Here is a 20,645-nt window from a genome sequence, read left to right as displayed (position 1 = left end):
CCGCACACGCTCTCCAGCGTGACGGGTACATTATCCCGCCATGCGCCGCCGTCGCGGTGTGCGAGCCTTGGCCCCCTCTGCCTCGGGCGCCTTATTAAATTTGATCCATGCGCCGCCGTGTGGGTCGTTGTTTGTGAGCAGGTTGGCGGCGCGGATGGCTTCCATTTCCTTGCCGGCGCGCGGCAGGGTCGAGCCGAGACCGAACATCTGTACAAAGGCCTCGTCCTCCATGCCCTCGGGCAGGATGATGCCGGCGGCAGCCACCGCCTCTTTCTTTTCGGCAATCTTTTTCTGCGTCACCGGCAAGGCCACCGGGTTCATGATGGCCGAGGTCATACCGGCGCCCATGGCCATGGGCAGGAAGGCGTTGTTGATGCCATGACGGTTGGGCAGACCAAACGAGATGTTGGAGGCACCGCAGGTGGTGTTCACGCCCAGTTCCTCGCGCAGGCGACGGACCAGGGCAAAGACCTGGTTGCCGGCGGTTGCCATTGCACCGATGGGCATGACCAGCGGGTCGACCACGATGTCATGGGCGGGGATGCCGTGATCGGCGGCCCGCTCGACAATCGTTTTGGCGACGGCAAAACGCACATCGGGATCTTCGGAAATACCGGTGTCGTCATTCGAGATCGCCACAACCGGCACGTTGTACTTCTTGACCAGCGGCAGAACCAGTTCCAGGCGTTCTTCCTCGCCAGTCACCGAGTTCAGCAGCGGACGGCCTTCAGCCGCCTCCAGACCGGCTTCCAACGCGCCCGGAACCGACGAGTCGATGCACAGCGGCACGTCCACCAGACCCTGCACCAGCTCGACAATCCGGCGCATCAGCGGCGGCTCGGTCTCGTTTGGGTTTGGGTTCGAGTTGTAGACAACCCCGGCGTTGATATCCAGGACGGTCGCACCGGCCGCAACCTGCGCCAGCGCGTCTTTCTCGACGGTCGAGAAATCGCCCGCTTCCAGTTCCGCCGCCAGTTTCTTGCGACCCGTGGGGTTGATGCGCTCACCGATCACGCAGAACGGTTCGTCAAAGCCCAGAACGGCAGTTTTGTTTTTGATTCGACGACTGTACGGGTCATGTCCGGTCCTTAAGCGTTTGCAGGCTGTGCCGACGCACCGCCGTTATTGATCGCCCAGTTGGCGTTGGTCTTGATCCGCCCAGCGGGAAGAAATGCACGTTGGTGATGTTGAACTCCGGATTGGCGGCCTTGTGGGTGGCCAGTTCGGTGATCACATCCGTCGGCTCATACGGCAGCAACAGCTTGGACACATCCATGGCGCGTTTCTGCAGAACCTTCAGCGACGGGCCAACACCGCAGGCGATGGCGAATTTGATCAGGGTCTGCAGCTTGGCTGGACCTGCGATGCCGATATGCACCGGGATGTTGATCCCCGCCTCTTTCAGGCTGTCCGCCCAGGCGATGATCGGCTTGGCATCGAAAGCGAACTGGGTCGCCAGTGCCATTTCGGCGTCGGTGGTTTCGCTGAACTTCTGTTTCCAACGCAGCGCGTCATCAACATTCTTTGTCGAGCCGTCGGGATCAATGTCCTTGTTGCCCTCTGGGTGACCCGCCACATGCAGGCGTTTGAAGCCTGCCTTGTCGAACAGACCGCTTTCCAGCAACTGCATCGAGCTGTCGAAATCGCCATGCGGTTTGGCTATGCCACCGGCCAGCAGCAGCGCCTGATCGACGCCCGCCTCGCCCTGATACATTGAGACCCAGTTTTCCAGCGTCGCGGCGTCCTTGATGATCCGCGCCGGGAAGTGCGGCATGACCGGATAGCCCTCATCCGCGATGCGCTTGGCGGTCTTGACCATGTCCTCGATCGGCGTGCCCTCGATATGGGCGATGTAGACGCGGGTGCCTTCAGGCAACAACGCGCGGAAATCCTCAACCTTCTCAGCCGTCCGAGGCATCACCTCAATCGAATAGCCCTGCAAAAAGGCCTCAACCGTCGGATTGACCGGACCAGCCTCAACCACTTCCCGTTTCTTGAAACTCAGCAAAGACATCGCAATCTCCTCCCCTTGGCAGACTGGCTTGAATTCGGACAGAGAAATCAGTCTGTCGGCGCAATTAGCACAAAATTGCATGCGCATGCAATCAAAATAATTATGCAATTAAGATAGATATTACAGACCGAATTTGCACTATTGACACATTGCATAGAAATGCAATTGAATGCGCATGCAGTATTTTCGATGCAGACCGGATATCGGCGCATCAGTGGCGGGAGGCTGGTTCGAACCATGGCGATGACACCAAGAGAGAATTTCCGGGCGGCAATGGAAAGAACAGGGCCTGAATGGGTGCCGCTCGACATGGGCAAGCATATCGGATCGATTCACAAGACGCATTACGCGGCTCTAAAGCCGCTGCTACCGCAACTGGGCATGACCAATGGCGAGTCGATTCTGGACCGCATGGCACAGACCATCGTGCCGGATGAGGAGCTTCTACAGCACTTTGGCGTCGATTTCCGCTGGATGGTGCCCAATTGGGTGCAAATCACGGAACGCACTGATACGGACGGTTACATTGATATGTGGGGCGTACCGTACCGGGGCGCTCATGGCGATCACTTTGCGGTCGACAGCCTGGCGACGGCGCCGCTTGCAGCCTGCGAAACACCCGAGGATGTCGCCGCATATGACTGGCCCGACCCCGAAGATCCGGCACAGTTCGCGGGCCTGCGGGAGCGGGCCAAGGACCTGTATGAAAATACCGGTTATGTTTTGGGGGCGGATGCGATCAAGGCTGGCCCGCTTATGTCGGCCTTGCAGATGCGCGGATATCAGCAGTTCTTTATGGACCTGGTGATCAACCCCGAGTTGGCGGATGCCGTACTGGGCAAGATCACCGACCTGCTGTGCCGGATGTGGTCGCGGTTCTTGGACGAAGTGGGCCCTTATGTTCAGATCGCTTATGTAACCGACGACCTGGGCACGCAAACCTCGCTGCTGATCTCGCCGAAAGTCTACCGCAAACGCATTAAGCCGTTTCATACAAAGCTGCACCAGCACATCAAATCCTGCGCCGACGTCTACCTGATGATGCATACCGACGGCGCGGTGCTGCCGCTGATCGAAGATCTGATTGAGACCGGGGCCGACATTCTCAACCCGGTGCAGACATCGACGGCGGGCATGGACGAGACAGCAGCGCTGAAGGCCCGATTCGGCGACCGGCTGGCGTTTCACGGCGCGATGGACGTTCAGCAGATGATGCCCAACGCCACGCATGAGGAACTGCGCTGGGAGATTGCCCGCCGGATGACCGATCTGGGTGCGGGCGGCGGGTACATTATCGCACCCTGCCACAACATCGGCCACGATATCCCGCCAGAAAATACGCTGGCTTTTTTCGACATGGTCCGACAGATGGGTCGCTATCCGCTCGACCTCGACGCGGATCTGGCAAGCAATGCCTCGTATTTCGAACGTCTGAAACAAGAGGAAACGGTATGACCCCGAACATGACCCCAAACGCCCGATTCAAGGCACGCCTGACCGCCCGACAACGGCTGGTCGGGTGTTTCGTGAAAACCCCGCACGCAGCGGTGGTCGAGGTTCTGGGGCAATGCGGGCTCGACTTTCTCGTACTAGACGGAGAACACGGGCCTTTCGACAAAACCTCGATCAACGCTTGCCTGTTGGCCGCGCGGGCGGTGGGCTGTGCGACGCTCGTGCGGGTGCCAAATCATGATGCGGCGTTTATCCTGAACGTGCTGGACATGGGGGCCGCCGGAGTTGTCGTCCCGCATGTCGAGTCGGTTGCGCAGGCCGAGGCGCTGGCGCGCGCCGCCCACTACGGCCCGGGCGGGCGCGGCATCGCCGGCACCACCCGTGCCGGAGAGTATGGCATGCGGCCACTGTCCGACCATATTGCTGCAGCGGATGCCGAGGTGTCGCTGATCTGCCAGATCGAGGACAGGGACGGCGTGGATTGTGCCGAGGATATCGCCGCCATACCGGGAGTGGACGCTCTGTTCGTCGGACGTGTCGACCTGACGGTGTCTTACGGGCTCAGCGACTTTGGCTCGGAAAAAATCCAGCGGATTACCGATGACCTTCTCGGCGCCAAGGGCGCTGCCACCGGGCTGTTCTGCGCCCCCGGAGAAGACATAACGCGCTGGCACTCAGCCGGTGCGAGCTTTTTTGCAATTGGTGCCGACCATTCTTTCCTGATCGAAGGTGCCAAAGCCCTGAAGGCGTTATCGGACGCCCCCGGGCACGACTAACGGAGGATGGCATGACCAACGACCTATTGACGCCCGACTACAGCCGTAACATTCGAATTCTGAGTAACTCGGACCAGGGCGGGCGCGCCGATGGTATTCAGATCATGGTGTCGGGCGGCTATGCCTATGTTGGCCATGTCTTCAACAACGGGTTCTCGATCATGGATGTGCGCGATCCGAAGAACCCGAAATTCGTCAAGCATATGCCACAGCCCGAAGGCACGTGGAGCCAGCATATCCAGACCTATGGCGACATTATGATCGTCAACAATATGTGCGACATGCTTAGGGTCGAAACCTCGGGGGCATTCGATCCGGGGGACTATTACAAGGGCTCGGTTGCGGACAAAGTGGATGTAACCGGCGGCGACCGCGCCTACTCGGCGGGAATGCGCGTTTACGACATCTCGGACCGCGCCAACCCGCGCGAGATCGCGTTTCTCGACGTCCCCGGTCTGGGTGTACACCGGATGTTTTGGGACGGTGGTGACTGGGTCTATTTCTCGGCTCTGCCGCCGGGATTCTCGGACGACATCTTCATGATCGCCGATTTCCGCAACCCGGAAAAACCCCAGATTGTCTCACAGCTCTGGCTGCCCGGGATGAACAAAGCAGCGGGTGAGGAACCGCACTGGGACCAGAAGTACCGCTATGCGCTGCACCACGCGATCGTAAAGGGTGATTTGGCGGCGGCCGCCTGGCGCGATGGCGGCATGTCCCTGATCGACGTGTCGGACCGCCACAATCCAAAATTCCTGTCGCATGACAACCCGTGCCCACCTTTTGCCGGTCATACCCATAACACCCTGCCGTTGCCCGGACGCGGATTGATGTTCGTGGTCGAGGAGAGCCAGGCCGACAATTGCGAGGATGGCATCAAGCGCAACTGGGTCTACGACATTTCCGTGCCGGAGAACCCAGTGACCATCGCTACCACGCTGCCGCCCGATGAAGAGGACTACAAAACCAAAGGCGGACAATTCGGGCCGCACAATGTGCACGAGAACCGGTCAGAAGGGTTCCAGAGCGAAGAATTGATGTTCGTGAGCTACCAGAATGCGGGCCTGCGGGTTTATGACATTTCGAACCAGTTCCGACCCGAAGAGGTTGCCGTTTGTGTGCCGCCCGCGCCGAACAAGCTGATGGATTATCGCCCTAACCGGCCGGTCGTTGTCGATACCACTGATGTCTATGTGGACAAGCAGGGGCTGATTTATACCACGGATATGAATGCCGGTCTCACCATCATGGAGATGGAGGGCCTTTGATGGCACGGGTGCTTGTCTCGGGACAGATTCACCCTGATGGGATGGCGGTTCTGAAAACCGAGCCGGGGCTGGAGATCGAAACTATCTCCGATCCCGGTGCGGCGCTGCCGCTGGACCTACTGGTCGGGGCAGACGCTCTGCTGATCCGCTATGGGGTGCTGACGGAACAGCATGCGGCGCAGATGCCCCACCTCAAGGTGGTTTCGCGCCACGGTGTGGGCTGCGATAACCTTCCGGTGGACGCACTTGGCGCGCGGGGTGTACCTGTCACCATCGTTGGGCCGGTCAACGCGGTGTCTGTGGCCGAACAGGTCATGGCGATGTTGATGGCGTTGGTCAAACAGATTGCGCCTTATGATGCGGCGGTTCGCAGCGGCAATTGGGCGATCCGCGACAGCCTGGGCGTCGGTGAGTTGTCCGGGCGGAGCCTGATGTTGTTGGGTTTTGGCAGGATCGGGCGCGAGGTTGCTCGTCGCGCCGCTGCTTTTGACATGCGGGTTATGATCTTTGATCCGTTCGTCGATCCAGAAACGATTGATGGTGCTGGCTACCACCTCGTTGACGACTGGCGCGCTGCCCTGCCCGAGGTCGACGCGCTGAGTTTGCACCTGCCCATGACGCCGGAAACGCGCGGGTTGATTGGACGGCAGGAATTGGCGCAGATGAAGCCGTCGGCAATCCTGTTGAACGCCGCTCGGGGCGGGCTGATCGATGAAGAGGCTCTGTATGCCGCGCTGACCGGACCGATGAAAGACGGCGGCGCAGGTCTGGACTGTTTCGCGCAGGAACCGCCGCCCGTAGATTTACCGTTGCTTACGCTGCCCAACGTGGTGCTGAGCCCGCACTCGGCGGCACTGAGCGCCGAGGCCGCGCGGCGGATGGGCATCGTCGCTGCGCAGAATATTCTGGCCGGATTGAAGGGCGCGTTGTCGCCGGACCTCGTATTCAATCGCGATGCGCTCAACGAGGCCGGTTATGGCCTATGAAATTCCCTCGGAGGGACGGATTCCGCTTTTGGATATCGTCATCCCGATCCATTGGGAAAACCATGCGGTTCTAATGTTCGGCGTCTGGTTCGTGCTGGTGCCGCTGGCGGTGATGTTCCTGCGCTTTGGCAAGATCCCTCCGTCGACTTACGGCATTCCGCGCGGCACGCCCAAATGGGCCTGGCCGGAACTGTGCTGGAGCTTTCATAAGTATGCGCTCTATACGGCCGTATTCCTGGCGGTCGGCGGGGTGGCGTTCGCCGCGATGCTCTCTGGCGGTTTTTCAGGAACGCTTCATGCATGGTTCGGTATTGCAACCGTGACGCTGGGCGTTTTGCAGATTTTATCGGCCTGGTTCCGCGGCAGTCACGGTGGACGCAAGGACCCGGCTGCCGACCCCGAGGACCGATCAACCTGGGGCGGTGATCATTTCGACATGACGCCGCAACGCTGGTGGTTCGAGGCGTATCACAAGACCGCAGGCTACTTTGCCCTGTTCTGCGCCGGCGGCGCGGTCACAACGGGGCTGTCCCAATTCTGGATGCCCTGGATCGCGGGTGGTCTCGCTCTGGTGGTGATCCTGGCGCTGGTCCTGTCGGTGCTGATGCAAGGCTGGGGGCGCAATCACGACACCTATCTGTCAACCTATGGCTCGCATCCCGATCACCCGTTCAACCGCCAGAGATATCAAGGCATGCTGGACGCCCAGAACCAAAAGCCCTGAGACAAGACCTTATAGACGAACCGTCAGACCCAGCAGCGAATTGAGGGGCTGAAAACAGCCTGTATCAGTGACGGTAACACCGGGATTGATCCCGTCGAAGCATCCCAGCAAGGCCTGAACACTGGCCGCATCCCAGATCTTTCGGGCGCCGCAGAGCTCGGTGGCCTGCACCGATATGCGCCTGAGTTCTTGGCCGGGATGGTCCGCCTGTTGCATACGAAGCGCAAGGCGCCCGAGCGAAAACAACACTTCGCTGGCCAGATCTGTTTGCACATGGTGGGCCATATAGTCGCCTTGCAGCATTTCGAACGCATCCGCCTGTGAATAGCCCAGCGTCATAAGATAGGCGGTTAAACAGCCGCCTTTGCTGAGATCCTGTGCAAGCCGCGCATCGCTCAGCGTGACGCGCCCGGCGATCTCGGTCTCATCTCCGGTGGCATGTGCGGAAACGGGCATGAATACAACTTCGGCGCGCGCCAATGCGGTGACGCACTCGGTCGCGCGGTCCAGCATCTGATCCAGCCCGGTGCTGGCGCTGGCATCGCGGGACAGAACGCGCGCATACTGCTTTTGCCGCCGCAGGCGTGCAAGGGCGGCGGTAAGAAGATCATCCACCGGCACCGGATTACGACGGCTGATGTCACGTCTTCCAAAATGAGCCGTCATCCGTCCATCCATTTACAAAATCAGGCGTTGAGCCCAAGGGCACGCTTGACAGCTTTGACTGCGCCAGGTGCGTCCTCTCCAAAGGCATCGGCGCCGATCTTGTCGGCGTAATCCTGTGTGATCACCGCACCGCCAATGACGATCTTGGCGTAGTTATTGGCCTGACGCAGATGATTCACAACGCTGACCATCTGCGGCTTGGTCGTCGTCAACAATGCGCTGAGGCAGACGACATCGTTGCCCCGCTCGACGGCATTGGCGAATTCCTCATCAGCCACATCCACACCCAGATCCTCGACCTCGAACCCGGCGCCTTTGAGCATCATGACCACCAGGTTCTTGCCGATGTCATGCAGATCGCCCTTGACGCTGCCGATGCACACGCGGGCCAGCGGTTCGTGCTCATTCTCGGCAAGGATCGGTTCGATGATGTCGATGCCGCCCTTCATGGCCCGCGCCGCCACTAACATCTCGGGGACAAAAATCTCGCCAGCCGAGAATTGCTCGCCAACCTCGGCCATGGCGGGGATCATTGCATCGTTCAGAAGTTGCCCAAGGTCTTCACCCATATCGCGGGCTTTGGTGATCAACTCGACAACCGTTTCACGGTCGCCATCGCAGATCGCCTCAAAAAGCTCGTCCTTTTCGTCTTCCGACAACATAATGGCTCCTCCTTGCACAGAATTGCATGCGCATGCAATTTGCGTGAAACAAGATTTGGAGTCAAGGGTGGAATTGGCGACAAAACCTAACTAAGATAATCGAAAACCTGCGAGCGTTGAATATGCATCAAAATTGCATTCGACCGCTGTAAGGCAAGCGAGAAAGTCATTTAGAGCGCCGAAACATGAGCAAAAGATCAATCACATCTTATGACGTCGCCAAGGCCGCAGGGGTGTCGCAGTCGGCCGTCTCGCGGGCATTCTCCCCCAGCGCGTCAATCGCCAGAGCGACTCGCGACCGGGTTCTGGAGGCGGCCAGAGAAATGGGTTACCAGCCAAATGCCATAGCGCGCAGCATGTCGTCCGCGCGGATCGACACGAAACAGAAATCCGCCATGGTCGGGGTCATCGTAACGCGGCTTCAGGACCCGTTCTTTGCGAATGCGATCGCGGATCTGAGCCGCAACATCCAGGCCCGCGGCTGGCAGATGCTCTTGTTTACGGTGGACACGCAATCCGAGATCGACACTGCGCTGAACACCCTGATGCAGTACAAGATAGACGGTGCGATCATCATGTCGGCCATCCTGAGCGACCAGATGGCCCAAACCTGCCGTGCGCGCGGGATACCGGTGATGCTGTATAACCGGAGCGCCGAGGGGGTGGATGTGAACTCGGTGCAGATCGATAACCGGGAAGGCGGTCGCCAGGCTGCCGAGTTTCTCGTCGAGGCCGGACATAGCCGTATTGCCTTTGTCGGCGGTGAGACCGGCGATGCAACATCAATGGCGCGTGAGACCGGGTTTGTCGAGTGTCTCGCAGAGGCCGGGATGAAACCGTTCCTCTGTGAAGAGGGCAATTTTACCTTCAACAGCGGTCGCGAAGCGGGGCTTCGGATGTTTTCGCGCGGCGAACGTCCCGACGCCGTGTTCTGTGCAAGCGATGTCATGGCCTTAGGCGTTTTGCACGCCGCACGTTTCGAGCTGGGGCTGAACCCGCCACAGGACTTTTCCCTGCTTGGCTTTGACGACATTCCGGCCGCGAGTTGGCCCGGCCACTCGTTGACAACGATTCGCCAGCCAATCCGACGCATGATCCGCGATGCGGTCGATATCCTGGTGGATAATATGCAGGATCCGGATGTTTTGCCGCGACAAGAGAGATACAGGGGCACCCTTATTCTACGCGGGTCCTGCCGCAAGATCTTTGAGTAAGCAGACGGGTGCATCCAGACCTGCCACTTCTTATGAGCCGCCGAATCCGAACGGTCAGTTGCGTTAAAGCCGGTACAGCATGATCCGCTCGCGATCTTCCATCGGGCTCAGACCAAAGGTGGCTTCATAGTGCTTTTTGAACGCCGTCGTGGAGGCATAGCCTACAGAAGCCGCGATCGATGTGAGGTGATTGTTCGAATACATCACAATCTGACGGGCCGCTTTCATACGCATGTGTCGAAAATACCTGCTCGGGCTTAGCCCTGTCGCTTTCTTAAAGCTCCGCTCAAGATGCCGCGGCGAGGTTCTGAGCTGTGCAGCAACGTCGCCGACCCGGATCGTATGTGTCATGTTGTGGGAAAAAACCTCGACCGCCCGCCCAACCAGCGGCGGCAGGCTTGCATTGACACCTTTGGTTCCGGCGGCGGGAACTGCCTGCCGGACGCTGCTCTGCCGCAGCAGAGGGTGCTGAAACCAGCACGCCGCTTCTGTCGCAATCTCGGCATCAAGTTCGTCACCAATAAAAGACAGTGCTAGGTCAAACGCGGCCGCCGCCCCCGAGGCCGAGACGCAGTGCGGCGATACCTCGATAACCCGGTTGCTTTGCGCTGCGTCCGGAAACTCTGCGGCATAGGCCGTTTCATAGCACCAATGAACAGACAGCGTTTCACCCGAAACCGCACCGCTTCGGGTCAGCGGAAAAACACCACCGCTGATTGCGCCCAGTACAGCGCCGTGGCGGGCCGCCCATCGCAGATGGGCGGCCGTCTGCGTATTTCCAAACGTGCTGGACGGCGTCGAGAGGAGGATCAGCGTGTCCAATTTCATGTTGCGGTCGAACACGCCCTGCGGTTCGAACGTTAACCCCGCGCTGGACATCACTTTTTCACCCGTTTCGGAGAAAAGTTGCCATCTGAACGCCTCTTGCCCAGAAATTTCATTTGCTGCGCGCAAAGGCTCGATGACAGAGGTCAGGCAAGACATCGGAAAGCCCTCGAACAAAAGGAACCCGATACGACGCATGTCCATCCTCCGTACATCCGATTTCCATCGGCAGATAACCTATCGTAAGCTTTCTTACGGGTAAACGAAAATTCCCTGTGTTAAATTTCTTTGCCGCTGTTATGCACACTGGTATCTTCCCCCAGATGAATATGTATGATGCTATAAAAACAACGCGTTGGATATCCTCCCATGGCACCGTTGACCCAAGATCCCCATAAAGTCCGAGAAACGCGTGAAGGTACGCTTGAAACAGCAATCGGACGGGAAGTGCGCTCGTTTCGAAAGAAACAACGCATGACGGTATCCGAACTCTCCAAACTGACGCACTTGTCGATCGGAATGCTCTCCAAGATTGAAAATGGTGTGACATCGCCGTCTCTGACGACGCTGCAAACGCTTGCGAACGCGTTGTCGGTGCCATTGACCGCCTTCTTTCGCGGTTTTGAAGAGCGGCGCGAGGCGGTGCATACCAAGGCGGGTGAGGGTGTGGAACTGGAACGGGAAGGCACCCGTGCCGGGCACCAGTACAGTCTGCTTGGCCATATCGGATCAAATGCGAGCGGCGTGATCACGGAACCGTACCTTATTGTTCTCGACTCGACGTCTGATAGTTTTCCGACCTTCCAGCACGACGGGATCGAGATGATCTACATGCTGGACGGGCAGATGGAGTATCGCCATGGGGCGGAAAGCTATCTGCTTCATCCCGGCGATACTTTGTTCTTTGACGCCGACGCGCCGCACGGGCCGACAACTCTGATCGAACTGCCGATCCGGTTCCTGTCGGTCATCTGCTATCAGAGCAAACAGTGATCCGCGACACGGCTCTGCCAAGCCAACATCGCCGGTTGTGTCGCAAGCTTTGAGCCGAGCCTGATCTGATCGCGTATTCAGGGGCGTGTTGTCTCTAAGTCACTCGCGATCAGGGTTTCAGAGTAACCTCTTTGACAGGCCGCGGCGTCCCCAAGGGTATGGTTTTCGACGCCGTGTTTTTCAATTTGCGCCGTACTGCTTCCCATCGTGACCAGGAAGAGATCATGGCTGAGCTGAGCGCTTGCTCCGCGTTTGCAACGGTGTCGATCCTTGGGTTTGTCAAATGTCGAGCGTATGTTCCTGTTCCCACCTTGAGAAGTGGCTGACAAAGGAATCCCATTCCTGCCGCTTCATCTTCAGAAAGGCCGACGAGAACTCTTCGCCCATTGCAGCCTTCAACTCGGCATCCTTGTCATATTCCCGCAACGCGTCCAGCATATTCAGCGGCAGTTTCGGGGCATCGGTCACAGTGTGGCCATCGGCGTACATGTCAATGTCGTAGCGCGGCCCCGGATCGGCCTTGGACCGAATGCCCGACAGGCCAGCGGCAATAATGACGGCCTGCAACAGATATGGGTTGACCGCACCATCTGACAGCCGCAGCTCGAACCGTCCCGGTCCGGGGACACGGACCATATGCGTCCTGTTGTTGCCGGTCCAGGTGACGGTGTTCGGCGCCCAGGTTGCGCCGGACATGGTGCGCGGCGCGTTGATCCGCTTGTAGGAGTTTACCGTCGGATTGGTGATCGCCGCCAGTGCGCTGGCGTGTTTCATGATACCGCCAAGAAAGTGCTTACCTTTCTCACCCAGCCCGACCTCACCGGTCTGGCCATCGCCTTCGCCTGCAAAAACGTTGGTCTTGGCGTCGGTGCCGGGCGCGTCCCAGACCGAGATGTGGGCGTGGCAGCCATTGCCCGTCAGCCCCTCGACAGGCTTGGGCATGAAAGTCGCGCGAAAACCGTGCTTTTCAGCTACCGACTTGGTCATGAACTTGAAAAAGGAATGCTTGTCAGCCGTCCTGAGGACATCATCGAATGCCCAGTTCATCTCGAACTGGCCGTTGGCATCCTCATGATCATTTTGGTACGGGCCCCACCCGAGTTCCAGCATATAGTCACAGATTTCGCGCACCACATCATAGCGCCGCATAACCGCCTGCTGGTTATAGCAGGGCTTTTCAGCGATGTCGTGGGGGTCGCTGATCTGCTTGCCATCCGGTGTCAGCAGAAAGAACTCGGCCTCGATACCGGTCTTGACATACAGGCCCTCTGACGCCGCTTCGTCGATCAGCCGACGCAGAACATTGCGCGGGGCCTGCGCCACGTCCTTGTCCTCCATCGCGCAGTTGCCTGCGACCCAGGCCACCTCGGGTTTCCATGGAAGTTGAATCACCGAGGATGGGTCCGGCAAAGCCAGCATGTCCGGATGCGCCGGTGTCATGTCGAGATAGGTGGCAAACCCGGCAAAACCCGCGCCTTCTTCCTGCATCTCGGCAATGACCTGAGCTGGGACCAGCTTGGCCCGTTGTCCACCAAACAGATCGGTGAACGAAATCATGAAGTACTTGACGCCTTTTTCCTTGGCGAAAGCTGCCAGATCTGTCGTCATGGTCGGCTTTCCTTTCCCTGTTGATAGTGTCGGATAGAAGAAAGGCGCCACTCTGTCGAGCCGCGCCTTGGTTTCGTTTTTGATCAGAACCCCGCCTTCCCTGGATACCAGTCGGTACCCGCCAGCGGCACGCGGGCCATGGCGGCAGCCTCTATCGTCAGGGCGCACAGGTCCTCGGGTTCTAGATTGTGCAGGTGGTTGTGGCCGCAGGCGCGCGCGATGGTCTGCGCCTCAAGCGTCATGACCTTCAGATAGTTGCGCAGACGACGGCCTGCCTCGACCGGGTTCAAACGGGCGGCCAGATCAGGGTCCTGGGTGGTGATCCCGGCAGGGTCCTGACCTTCGTGCCAATCGTCATAAGCGCCGGTTGTCGTACCCAGCTTTTGATACTCGGCCTCCCATTTGGGATCGTTGTCGCCAAGCGCTACCAGAGCCGCAGTTCCGATGGCAACAGCATCGGCACCCAGTGCCATTGCCTTGGCCACATCAGCGCCGGTTCGAATCCCGCCTGAAATGATCAACTGCACGTCGCGATGCACGCCGAGGTCCTGCAAGGCCTGCACGGCGGGGCGAATACAGGACAATGTGGGCAGGCCCACATGCTCGATGAACACGTCCTGCGTTGCCGCGGTTCCGCCCTGCATCCCGTCCATGACAACCACATCGGCCCCGGCCTTTACCGCCAGTGCCGTGTCATAATAAGGCCGCGTCGCGCCAACCTTGACATAGATCGGAACCTGCCAATCCGTAATCTCGCGCAGTTCTAGGATTTTGATTTCCAAATCATCTGGTCCGGTCCAATCCGGATGGCGACAGGCCGACCGCTGATCAATCCCTTTGGGCAGGGTCCGCATGTCGGCAACCCGATCCGAAATCTTCTGACCGAGCAGCATGCCGCCGCCGCCGGGTTTTGCACCCTGACCGACCACAATCTCGACAGCATCGGCCTTGCGCAGGTCATTGGGGTTCATGCCATAGCGCGAGGGAAGGTACTGATAGACCAGTTTGCTGGAATGACCACGCTCCTCAGGTGTCATGCCGCCGTCACCGGTGGTTGTGGAGGTTCCGGCCGCAGACGCCCCCCGGCCCAGTGCCTCCTTGGCCTGTCCGGACAATGCGCCAAAGCTCATACCGGCAATGGTAATCGGTATGTCCAGTTCGATTGGTTTCTTTGCATGGCGCGTGCCCAGAGTCACCGAGGTGTCGCAGCGCTCGCGATACCCCTCGAGCGGATAGCGGCTGACACTTGCCCCCAGAAACAGCAGATCGTCGAAGTGCGGCACCTTTCGTTTGGCGCCTCCACCGCGGATATCGTAGATGCCGGTTGCCGCGGCCCGTCGAATTTCAGCATTGATTGGATTGGAAAAGGTCGCCGACTGGATTGGCGGGGTGCGGGGATTGGTCTGATCCATGTCTTTAAATCCTGACTCCTCAGTAAGCGGCTGCGTTGTCGACATCGAAATTATAAAGCTGCCGGGCCGAGCCATATCGTTTGAACTCTTCCGGTTTGGCATTGGACCCGGCCCGATCCAACAAATCCTTTAAGATCGCGATATGCTCGGGCCGCATCTCTTTTTCTATGCAATCGGCACCGAGACTTTTGACCGAGCCGCGCACGAACAGGCGCGCCTCATAAAGGGAATCCCCCAGCGCGTCCCCCGCATTTCCGCAAACAACCAGATTGCCGGCCTGCGCCATAAAGGCGGACATGTGGCCGATATCCCCATGCACGACGATGTCGATCCCCTTCATCGAGATACCGCACCGGGACGAAGCGTTGCCCTTGATCACCAACAATCCGCCATGCCCCGTCGCACCTGCATATTGGCTGGCATCCCCTTCAACGATCACGGTGCCGGACATCATGTTCTCGGCCACACCAGGACCAACTGAGCCTTCGACCGTGACGGTTGCCTGCTGGTTCATCCCGGCGCAGTAGTAGCCGGTCGATCCCTTGACGACGACCTCAATCGGGGCGTCCAGACCAACCGCAATGGCATGGCTGCCCCTTGGATTCTGAACCTCCCAGCTGGTCTGGTTGGTATCCCCACTTTGTGCCTGCAGGGTCGAGTTCAATCCACGCAGGCCGTTTGCTGCAAGATCATAGGTCTGCATCTCAGTGGCTCCAGAAGTACACGGTTGCGGGCTCGGGCTCCCAGACGCTTGCACCCTCGATGCCCGGCAGGTTGACTAGGGCGCGGTATTCGCTGCCAAACGCCACATACTGATCCGTTTCCGCCATCACCGCAGGTTTGCAGGCAATCGGATCACGAACCACACCGAATCCGTCCTTGGTACCGACGACAAAGGTGAAGAACCCGTCCAGGTCCTCAAGGCTGCTTTCCAGCGCTTCGCCCAGCGTGGCCCCGTTTTGCATCCTCCATGACAGATAAGCCGCGCCAACCTCGGTATCATTCATCGACTCAATGCGCACGCCTTCACGCATCAGCTTGCGGCGCAGGGCATTGTGGTTTGAAAGCGACCCATTGTGAACGAGGCACTGATCAGCGCCGGTATTGAACGGGTGTGCGCCCTCGGTGGTCACAGCGGATTCCGTTGCCATGCGGGTGTGGCCAATGCCGTGGCTGCCGGTCATCGCGGGCAGGTCGAACCGGGTGGCCACATCCTTTGGCAGGCCCACTTCCTTGTAGACCTCGATGACCTCACCCACGCTCATGACGCGCAAGCCGGGGCGCAGTTCACGAACCTTCTGGCGCGCCTCTTCCACTTTGCCGGCGTCTAGGCTCAGAACTGCATGGGTATCGTTGCGCCGTAGTGTGACCGGGCCGTCAATGATACGGGCGAGATCCTTGGCCAGTTCAGGGAAATCTGTATCCGGCGTATCGGACTGTACGGTCAGCTTTGTCTTGCCATCGGTCTCGTGGTAGACCGCGATGCCCGCGCTGTCGGGACCCCGGTCGGTCATTGTAATCAGCATATCGGTCAGCATCGAGCCAAGTTGCGGCTCCAGCGCCTTGTCCTTCAGAAAAAGGCCGACGATTCCACACATCGAAGAGCATCTCCCGTTATTAGGTTTGAAGGGGACGCTATCACCGGGGTTCTTGGAATTCAACACAAGGAAATTTTTATTCCTATAAGGAAATTTATAGGCTCAAATTTCGCTCCTGTTCAAACCAAGTTTCACGACAGCCTGTGATGATCGCGTTGCCGGACAGAGTATATTGGCTTGATTGAACCAGCATCAAGACCGATCCGCTGGGATGCGCGGCCTGCATTTGCGCAACTGCTGTTTAGAAACGATGCTGGACTATGTCGATTGCATTCCCCATCGTCGCAACGGACCGGCGGACGGCGTTATGCGACACCATGCGCAATCCCAGGGTCTGCCGAATGTGATGATCGAGATACGCAACGGCCTGTTGCGTTCGGTCGATTAGGTTGCACATTTGGCCGAGGGCACCATGGCGCCGCTTGAACCGGCGTCGGGGACATTGTGATCGGGGAGGAGGCATTGTGACGGGGTTTTTAACATTTGAGCATCTCAGAACCCAGGTTTCCGAGGGTGAGATAGACACGGTTCTGGTCTGTATGGTGGACATGCAGGGCCGGTTAATGGGCAAGCGGTTTCATGCGGCGCATTTCGTCGATGGCGGGTGGGAAGAAACCCATTGCTGCAACTACCTGCTGGCCACCGACCTGGAGATGGGGACGCCGGATGGCTACGCCGCGACCAGTTGGGAGCGGGGATATGGCGATTACGTCATGAAACCCGATCTGGACACGCTGCGCCCCGTGCCCTGGCTCGATGGAACAGCGATGGTGATGTGCGATGTTCTGGATCACCACACGCATGCCGAAGTGCCGCACGCACCCCGGTCAGTGCTGAAGAAACAGGTCGAGCGGTTAAGAGCCATGGGCTACGATGCGATGACAGCGACCGAGTTGGAGTTCTTTCTGTTCGAAAAGAGCTTTGATCAGATCCGCAAGGACGGATTCCGCGATCTGGAGCCGATCTCGGGCTACAACGAAGATTACCACATCCTGCAGACCACCAAGGAAGAGCATGTGATGCGGCCGATCCGCAATCATCTTTGGAATGCCGGAATTCCGATCGAGAACTCGAAAGGTGAGGCGGAGACCGGGCAGGAAGAGCTGAACATCAAATACGCGCCGGCGATGGACACGGCCGAATATCACTCAATCGCCAAGAACGCGGTGAAAGAGATCGCCTGGCAGCATGGCCACGCGGCGACGTTCCTGCCGAAATGGCATCACGACAAGGTCGGCAGTTCCTCGCATGTGCATCAGTCGCTGTGGGCCGATGGTCGGCCTGCCTTCTATGATCCGGCGGATGAGCTTGGCATGTCAGCCCTGATGAAAAGTTACATGGCCGGTCTGTTGAAATATGCGGCCGATTACACCTATTTCATGGCCCCTTACATCAACAGCTACAAGCGGTTCGTGAAGGGTAGTTTTGCGCCGACGCGCACTATCTGGTCGGTGGACAACCGAACGGCGGGGTTCCGGCTATGCGGTGACGGGACCAAGGCCGTGCGCGTCGAATGCCGCATCCCCGGCTCGGACATGAACCCGTATCTGGTGCTGGCCGGGATGCTTGCCGCCGGGATCGCAGGTATCGAGGAGGGGCTGGAATTGCAGCCGCCAGCCAGTGGCGACATTTACAAGGGTGACACCGGCCTGATCCCGCAAAGCCTGCGCGCGGCTCGGGAGGCTTTGCAGGGGTCCAAGATGTTGCGTGCGGCCATGGGAGATGAGGTGGTCGATCACTACGTGCGTGCGGCCGAGGTTGAGATCGAAGAATTCGAGCGTGTGGTAACGGATTGGGAGGTCGCCCGGGGGTTTGAACGGGCTTGAGGTTGGCTCAGGCTGGGGGCTCTGCCCCTAGACCCCCGGGATGTTTTCAGCCAGATGAAGCAGGGATCCTACTTGTTTGGAGAATGGAGTGCATATGGGGCAGGTGTTGCAATGTATCTCGCCGATCGATGGATCGGTTTTTGCCGAACGTGAGGCGCTGTCTCAGGATGCCGCGTTTGAGGTGGCTAAGCGGGCGCGCGCGGCTCAGGCGAATTGGGCGGCGTGGCCGTTACAGGAGCGTGTTGATCTCGTCATTGCAGGTGTCGCCGCTGTTGGCGCGATGAATGACGAGATCGTGCCTGAACTGGCGCATATGATGGGTCGCCCGGTGCGGTATGGCGGTGAGTTTGGCGGTTTCAACGAGCGCGCCAGCTATATGGCGGAGATTGCCGAGAGCGCGCTGGCTGATATTGTCGTGGGTGAGGATGAAACCTTCAAAAGGTACATCAAACGCATCCCGCATGGTGTGGTCTTTGTGGTTGCGCCCTGGAACTACCCTTACATGACCGCGATCAATACGGTGGCGCCCGCGCTGATTGCCGGGAATACAGTGATTTTGAAACACGCCACACAGACCTTGCTGGTTGGCGAACGCATGGCGAAGGCCTTCCATTCAGCGGGTGTGCCGCAGGACGTGTTTCAGAATGTCTTCCTTAGCCATAGTGTGACCAATGACCTAATCGCGGGCAACGCGTTTGATTTTGTGAACTTCACAGGCTCCGTCGGCGGCGGTCAGGCGATGGAACGCGCGGCGGCGGGCACCTTTACCGGTGTTGGCACCGAGTTGGGCGGCAAGGACCCGGGCTATGTGATGGAGGATGCCGATTTGGATGCCGCCGTGGAGACGCTGATCGACGGGGCGATGTTCAATTCAGGCCAGTGCTGCTGCGGGATTGAGCGGATTTATGTGCATGAGAGCCTTTATGACGCCTTCGTCGCGAAGGCGGTCAAGATTGTGCAGGGCTATAAGCTGGGCAATCCGCTAGACCCCGAGACGACACTGGGTCCGATGGCCAACGTCCGTTTTGCTGACGAAGTACGGGCGCAGATTTCCGAGGCGGTTGCGGCAGGCGCCGTTGCTCATATCGAGACATTCGCTGAGGATGATGGCGGCGCTTACCTGACGCCCCAAATCCTGACCCACGTTAGCCACGACATGCGGGTGGTGCGGGATGAGAGCTTTGGGCCTGTTGTGGGCATCATGAAGGTATCCTCGGACAACGAAGCCATTGCGCTCATGAATGACAGCGCGTTTGGCCTGACCGCCAGCCTTTGGACACGCGATGTGGACCGGGCCGCGCGCGTAGGGGATCAGATCGAAACCGGCACTGTCTTCATGAATCGGGCCGATTATCTGGACCCCGGTCTCTGCTGGACCGGCTGCAAGAATACCGGGCGGGGCGGCGGCCTTTCGGCCATCGGGTATCACAACCTGACTCGACCCAAATCTTACCATCTGAAGAAGGTGACATCATGAGCCTTGTTGGAAACTGGTCCTACCCGACCGCGATCAAGTTCGGCGCTGGCCGCATCAAGGAACTGCCCGAGGCCTGTGCGGCGGCTGGGATAAAGCGCCCTCTGCTGGTGACAGACAAGGGGCTGGCGGATTTGCCGATCACCACGGCGATGCTGGACATCATGGAGGCTGCCGGTCTGGGCCGGGGTCTGTTCAGCGATGTGGACCCCAACCCGAACGAAAAGAACCTTGATGCCGGTGTAGCGGCCTATAAGGCGGGTGGTCATGACGGGGTGATCGCATTCGGCGGCGGCTCGGGGCTGGATCTGGGCAAGATGGTTGCCTTTATGGCGGGTCAAACGCGGCCCGTTTGGGATTTTGAAGATATCGGCGACTGGTGGACGCGCGCGAATGCGGATGTGATTGCGCCAATTATCGCAGTGCCGACGACGGCGGGAACAGGTTCGGAGGTGGGGCGTGCCAGTGTCATCACGAACTCGGAAACGCACGCCAAGAAGATCATTTTCCACCCCAAAGTTTTGCCGACAGTGGTGATCTGTGACCCGGAACTGACGGTGGGTATGCCGAAATTCATCACCGCAGGCACCGGGTTGGATGCTTTTGCCCACTGTGTCGAGGCGTATTCCAGCCCGCACTACCACCCGATGTCTCAAGGCATCGCGTTGGAGGGCATGCGGCTGGTCAAGGACTATCTGCCGCGCGCTTATTCTGATGGCACCGATATCGAAGCCCGGGCCCAGATGATGAGCGCGGCGGCGATGGGGGCGACGGCCTTCCAAAAGGGTCTGGGTGCCATCCACGCGATGAGTCATCCGGTCGGCGCCGTGTTCAACACCCATCACGGCACGACCAACGCGGTCTGCATGCCTGCTGTATTGGAGTTCAACGCGCTCGCCATCGCCGATAAGTTCCAGTCGGCGGCCGCATATTTGGGTATCGATGGGGGCTTTGACGGGTTCCGGCGCTTTGTGCAGGAGTTCAACGATGCGCTGGGTATTCCCCGGCGCCTGTCTGAATTGGGTGTGACGGAAGAATCTGTACCCAAACTTGTTCAGGGGGCCGTAACTGATCCGTCCTGCGGCGGTAATCCGATTGACTTGAACAAAGACAATCTGACCGCCCTGTTCCGGGCCGCCCTGTAACA

The 20,645-nt window shown here is 58.9% G+C and carries 18 protein-coding genes and 2 pseudogenes; 11 read left to right on the top strand and 9 right to left on the bottom strand.

Annotated elements, in window-relative coordinates; genetic code table 11:
- Positions 1 to 30: 30 nt before the first annotated feature.
- Both ACR3ES_RS19090 and ACR3ES_RS19085 read right to left on the bottom strand, forming a co-directional pair.
- Positions 31 to 1,079 (bottom strand): annotated as a pseudogene (locus ACR3ES_RS19090) (methyltetrahydrofolate cobalamin methyltransferase).
- Between the two features lie 9 nt (positions 1,080 to 1,088).
- Positions 1,089 to 2,014: pseudogene (locus ACR3ES_RS19085) on the bottom strand (methylenetetrahydrofolate reductase).
- Positions 2,015 to 2,173: 159 nt separating this feature from the next.
- Here ACR3ES_RS19085 and ACR3ES_RS19080 point away from each other — a divergent pair.
- From ACR3ES_RS19080 to ACR3ES_RS19060, 5 genes are read left to right on the top strand one after another with little or no spacing between them, the layout of a single operon-like run.
- Complete coding sequence (locus tag ACR3ES_RS19080; RefSeq protein WP_480493571.1) at positions 2,174 to 3,469, top strand: uroporphyrinogen decarboxylase family protein; 1,296 nt, start codon at positions 2,174 to 2,176, stop codon at positions 3,467 to 3,469.
- A complete protein-coding gene (locus tag ACR3ES_RS19075; protein WP_480424198.1) occupies positions 3,466 to 4,242 on the top strand; it encodes an HpcH/HpaI aldolase family protein in 777 nt (258 codons plus the stop codon). The genes ACR3ES_RS19080 and ACR3ES_RS19075 overlap by 4 nt, the downstream gene beginning before the upstream one ends.
- A gap of 11 nt (positions 4,243 to 4,253) precedes the next feature.
- Positions 4,254 to 5,510, top strand: coding sequence for an LVIVD repeat-containing protein (locus ACR3ES_RS19070; protein ID WP_170434504.1), 1,257 nt, complete (start codon positions 4,254 to 4,256; stop codon positions 5,508 to 5,510).
- Positions 5,510 to 6,496 carry a hydroxyacid dehydrogenase gene (locus tag ACR3ES_RS19065; RefSeq protein ID WP_170434506.1) on the top strand — a complete coding sequence of 329 codons (987 nt, stop codon included), beginning with the start codon at positions 5,510 to 5,512 and terminating at the stop codon, positions 6,494 to 6,496. Before ACR3ES_RS19070 ends, ACR3ES_RS19065 begins: the two co-directional genes overlap by 1 nt.
- On the top strand, positions 6,486 to 7,220 hold the full coding sequence (locus tag ACR3ES_RS19060; RefSeq protein WP_170434508.1) for a cytochrome b561 domain-containing protein: 735 nt from the start codon (positions 6,486 to 6,488) through the stop codon (positions 7,218 to 7,220). The genes ACR3ES_RS19065 and ACR3ES_RS19060 overlap by 11 nt, the downstream gene beginning before the upstream one ends.
- A 9-nt stretch (positions 7,221 to 7,229) precedes the next feature.
- Here ACR3ES_RS19060 and ACR3ES_RS19055 read toward each other — a convergent pair whose 3' ends face one another.
- Positions 7,230 to 7,886 carry a hypothetical protein gene (locus ACR3ES_RS19055; RefSeq protein WP_170434510.1) on the bottom strand — a complete coding sequence of 219 codons (657 nt, stop codon included), beginning with the start codon at positions 7,884 to 7,886 and terminating at the stop codon, positions 7,230 to 7,232.
- A 20-nt stretch (positions 7,887 to 7,906) separates the two neighbouring features.
- The gene (locus ACR3ES_RS19050) at positions 7,907 to 8,548 is read right to left on the bottom strand and encodes a corrinoid protein (protein WP_170434512.1); all 642 of its coding nucleotides are present in this window, start codon (positions 8,546 to 8,548) and stop codon (positions 7,907 to 7,909) included.
- Between the two features lie 185 nt (positions 8,549 to 8,733).
- Between ACR3ES_RS19050 and ACR3ES_RS19045 the strand changes: the two genes are divergently transcribed.
- Complete coding sequence (locus ACR3ES_RS19045; protein WP_170434514.1) at positions 8,734 to 9,762, top strand: LacI family DNA-binding transcriptional regulator; 1,029 nt, start codon at positions 8,734 to 8,736, stop codon at positions 9,760 to 9,762.
- Positions 9,763 to 9,825: 63 nt separating this feature from the next.
- Here ACR3ES_RS19045 and ACR3ES_RS19040 read toward each other — a convergent pair whose 3' ends face one another.
- Positions 9,826 to 10,785, bottom strand: a complete 960-nt coding sequence (locus tag ACR3ES_RS19040; protein ID WP_480424196.1) for a GlxA family transcriptional regulator — start codon at positions 10,783 to 10,785, stop codon at positions 9,826 to 9,828.
- A 171-nt stretch (positions 10,786 to 10,956) separates the two neighbouring features.
- Here ACR3ES_RS19040 and ACR3ES_RS19035 point away from each other — a divergent pair, with 171 nt between their 5' ends.
- A complete protein-coding gene (locus ACR3ES_RS19035; RefSeq protein ID WP_170434518.1) occupies positions 10,957 to 11,580 on the top strand; it encodes an XRE family transcriptional regulator in 624 nt (207 codons plus the stop codon).
- A gap of 279 nt (positions 11,581 to 11,859) precedes the next feature.
- On the opposite strand, the gene glnT is transcribed toward ACR3ES_RS19035, so the two are convergent.
- The 4 genes from glnT to ACR3ES_RS19015 form a co-directional block, all read right to left on the bottom strand.
- Positions 11,860 to 13,188, bottom strand: a complete 1,329-nt coding sequence (glnT, locus tag ACR3ES_RS19030) for a type III glutamate--ammonia ligase (protein WP_170434520.1) — start codon at positions 13,186 to 13,188, stop codon at positions 11,860 to 11,862.
- Positions 13,189 to 13,271: 83 nt separating this feature from the next.
- Entirely contained in the window at positions 13,272 to 14,600 is a 1,329-nt protein-coding gene (locus ACR3ES_RS19025; protein WP_170434523.1) for an FMN-binding glutamate synthase family protein, read from the bottom strand.
- Between the two features lie 19 nt (positions 14,601 to 14,619).
- Positions 14,620 to 15,303: a protein GlxC gene (locus tag ACR3ES_RS19020; protein ID WP_170434525.1), complete on the bottom strand. Its 684-nt coding sequence runs from the start codon at positions 15,301 to 15,303 to the stop codon at positions 14,620 to 14,622.
- Between the two features lies 1 nt (position 15,304).
- Entirely contained in the window at positions 15,305 to 16,198 is an 894-nt protein-coding gene (locus ACR3ES_RS19015; RefSeq protein WP_170434527.1) for a class II glutamine amidotransferase, read from the bottom strand.
- A 181-nt stretch (positions 16,199 to 16,379) separates the two neighbouring features.
- On the opposite strand from ACR3ES_RS19015, the gene ACR3ES_RS19010 reads away from it, so the two are divergent.
- From ACR3ES_RS19010 to ACR3ES_RS18995, 4 genes are all read left to right on the top strand, one after another.
- Positions 16,380 to 16,586, top strand: coding sequence for an N-formylglutamate amidohydrolase (locus ACR3ES_RS19010; protein WP_170434529.1), 207 nt, complete (start codon positions 16,380 to 16,382; stop codon positions 16,584 to 16,586).
- A gap of 151 nt (positions 16,587 to 16,737) precedes the next feature.
- Complete coding sequence (locus ACR3ES_RS19005; RefSeq protein WP_480425515.1) at positions 16,738 to 18,024, top strand: glutamine synthetase family protein; 1,287 nt, start codon at positions 16,738 to 16,740, stop codon at positions 18,022 to 18,024.
- Positions 18,025 to 18,118: 94 nt separating this feature from the next.
- Positions 18,119 to 19,501, top strand: a complete 1,383-nt coding sequence (locus tag ACR3ES_RS19000) for an aldehyde dehydrogenase family protein (RefSeq protein WP_170434533.1) — start codon at positions 18,119 to 18,121, stop codon at positions 19,499 to 19,501.
- Positions 19,498 to 20,643 (top strand): iron-containing alcohol dehydrogenase, encoded by a 1,146-nt coding sequence (locus ACR3ES_RS18995; protein ID WP_170434535.1) that lies wholly within the window; start codon positions 19,498 to 19,500, stop codon positions 20,641 to 20,643. The genes ACR3ES_RS19000 and ACR3ES_RS18995 overlap by 4 nt, the downstream gene beginning before the upstream one ends.
- Positions 20,644 to 20,645: the final 2 nt, after the last annotated feature.

Source organism: Ruegeria sp. B1, from assembly GCF_056535885.1.
The sequence above is the reverse complement of the archived record's forward strand: the minus strand, read 5'-3'. Positions and strand labels throughout refer to the sequence as shown.

Bases quoted from the DNA above. Each gene is read 5' to 3' on its own strand.
- ACR3ES_RS19070 (WP_170434504.1), top strand. From the start codon at position 4,254: ATGACCAACGACCTATTGACGCCCGACTACAGCCGTAACATTCGAATT.
- ACR3ES_RS18995 (WP_170434535.1), top strand. From the start codon at position 19,498: ATGAGCCTTGTTGGAAACTGGTCCTACCCGACCGCGATCAAGTTCGGC.
- ACR3ES_RS19080 (WP_480493571.1), top strand. From the start codon at position 2,174: ATGCAATTGAATGCGCATGCAGTATTTTCGATGCAGACCGGATATCGG.
- ACR3ES_RS19060 (WP_170434508.1), top strand. From the start codon at position 6,486: ATGGCCTATGAAATTCCCTCGGAGGGACGGATTCCGCTTTTGGATATC.
- ACR3ES_RS19065 (WP_170434506.1), top strand. From the start codon at position 5,510: ATGGCACGGGTGCTTGTCTCGGGACAGATTCACCCTGATGGGATGGCG.
- ACR3ES_RS19045 (WP_170434514.1), top strand. From the start codon at position 8,734: ATGAGCAAAAGATCAATCACATCTTATGACGTCGCCAAGGCCGCAGGG.
- ACR3ES_RS19005 (WP_480425515.1), top strand. From the start codon at position 16,738: ATGGTGGACATGCAGGGCCGGTTAATGGGCAAGCGGTTTCATGCGGCG.
- ACR3ES_RS19040 (WP_480424196.1), bottom strand. From the start codon at position 10,785: ATGCGTCGTATCGGGTTCCTTTTGTTCGAGGGCTTTCCGATGTCTTGC.
- ACR3ES_RS19050 (WP_170434512.1), bottom strand. From the start codon at position 8,548: ATGTTGTCGGAAGACGAAAAGGACGAGCTTTTTGAGGCGATCTGCGAT.
- ACR3ES_RS19000 (WP_170434533.1), top strand. From the start codon at position 18,119: ATGGGGCAGGTGTTGCAATGTATCTCGCCGATCGATGGATCGGTTTTT.
- ACR3ES_RS19025 (WP_170434523.1), bottom strand. From the start codon at position 14,600: ATGGATCAGACCAATCCCCGCACCCCGCCAATCCAGTCGGCGACCTTT.
- glnT (WP_170434520.1), bottom strand. From the start codon at position 13,188: ATGACGACAGATCTGGCAGCTTTCGCCAAGGAAAAAGGCGTCAAGTAC.
- ACR3ES_RS19075 (WP_480424198.1), top strand. From the start codon at position 3,466: ATGACCCCGAACATGACCCCAAACGCCCGATTCAAGGCACGCCTGACC.
- ACR3ES_RS19035 (WP_170434518.1), top strand. From the start codon at position 10,957: ATGGCACCGTTGACCCAAGATCCCCATAAAGTCCGAGAAACGCGTGAA.
- ACR3ES_RS19055 (WP_170434510.1), bottom strand. From the start codon at position 7,886: ATGACGGCTCATTTTGGAAGACGTGACATCAGCCGTCGTAATCCGGTG.
- ACR3ES_RS19015 (WP_170434527.1), bottom strand. From the start codon at position 16,198: ATGTGTGGAATCGTCGGCCTTTTTCTGAAGGACAAGGCGCTGGAGCCG.
- ACR3ES_RS19020 (WP_170434525.1), bottom strand. From the start codon at position 15,303: ATGCAGACCTATGATCTTGCAGCAAACGGCCTGCGTGGATTGAACTCG.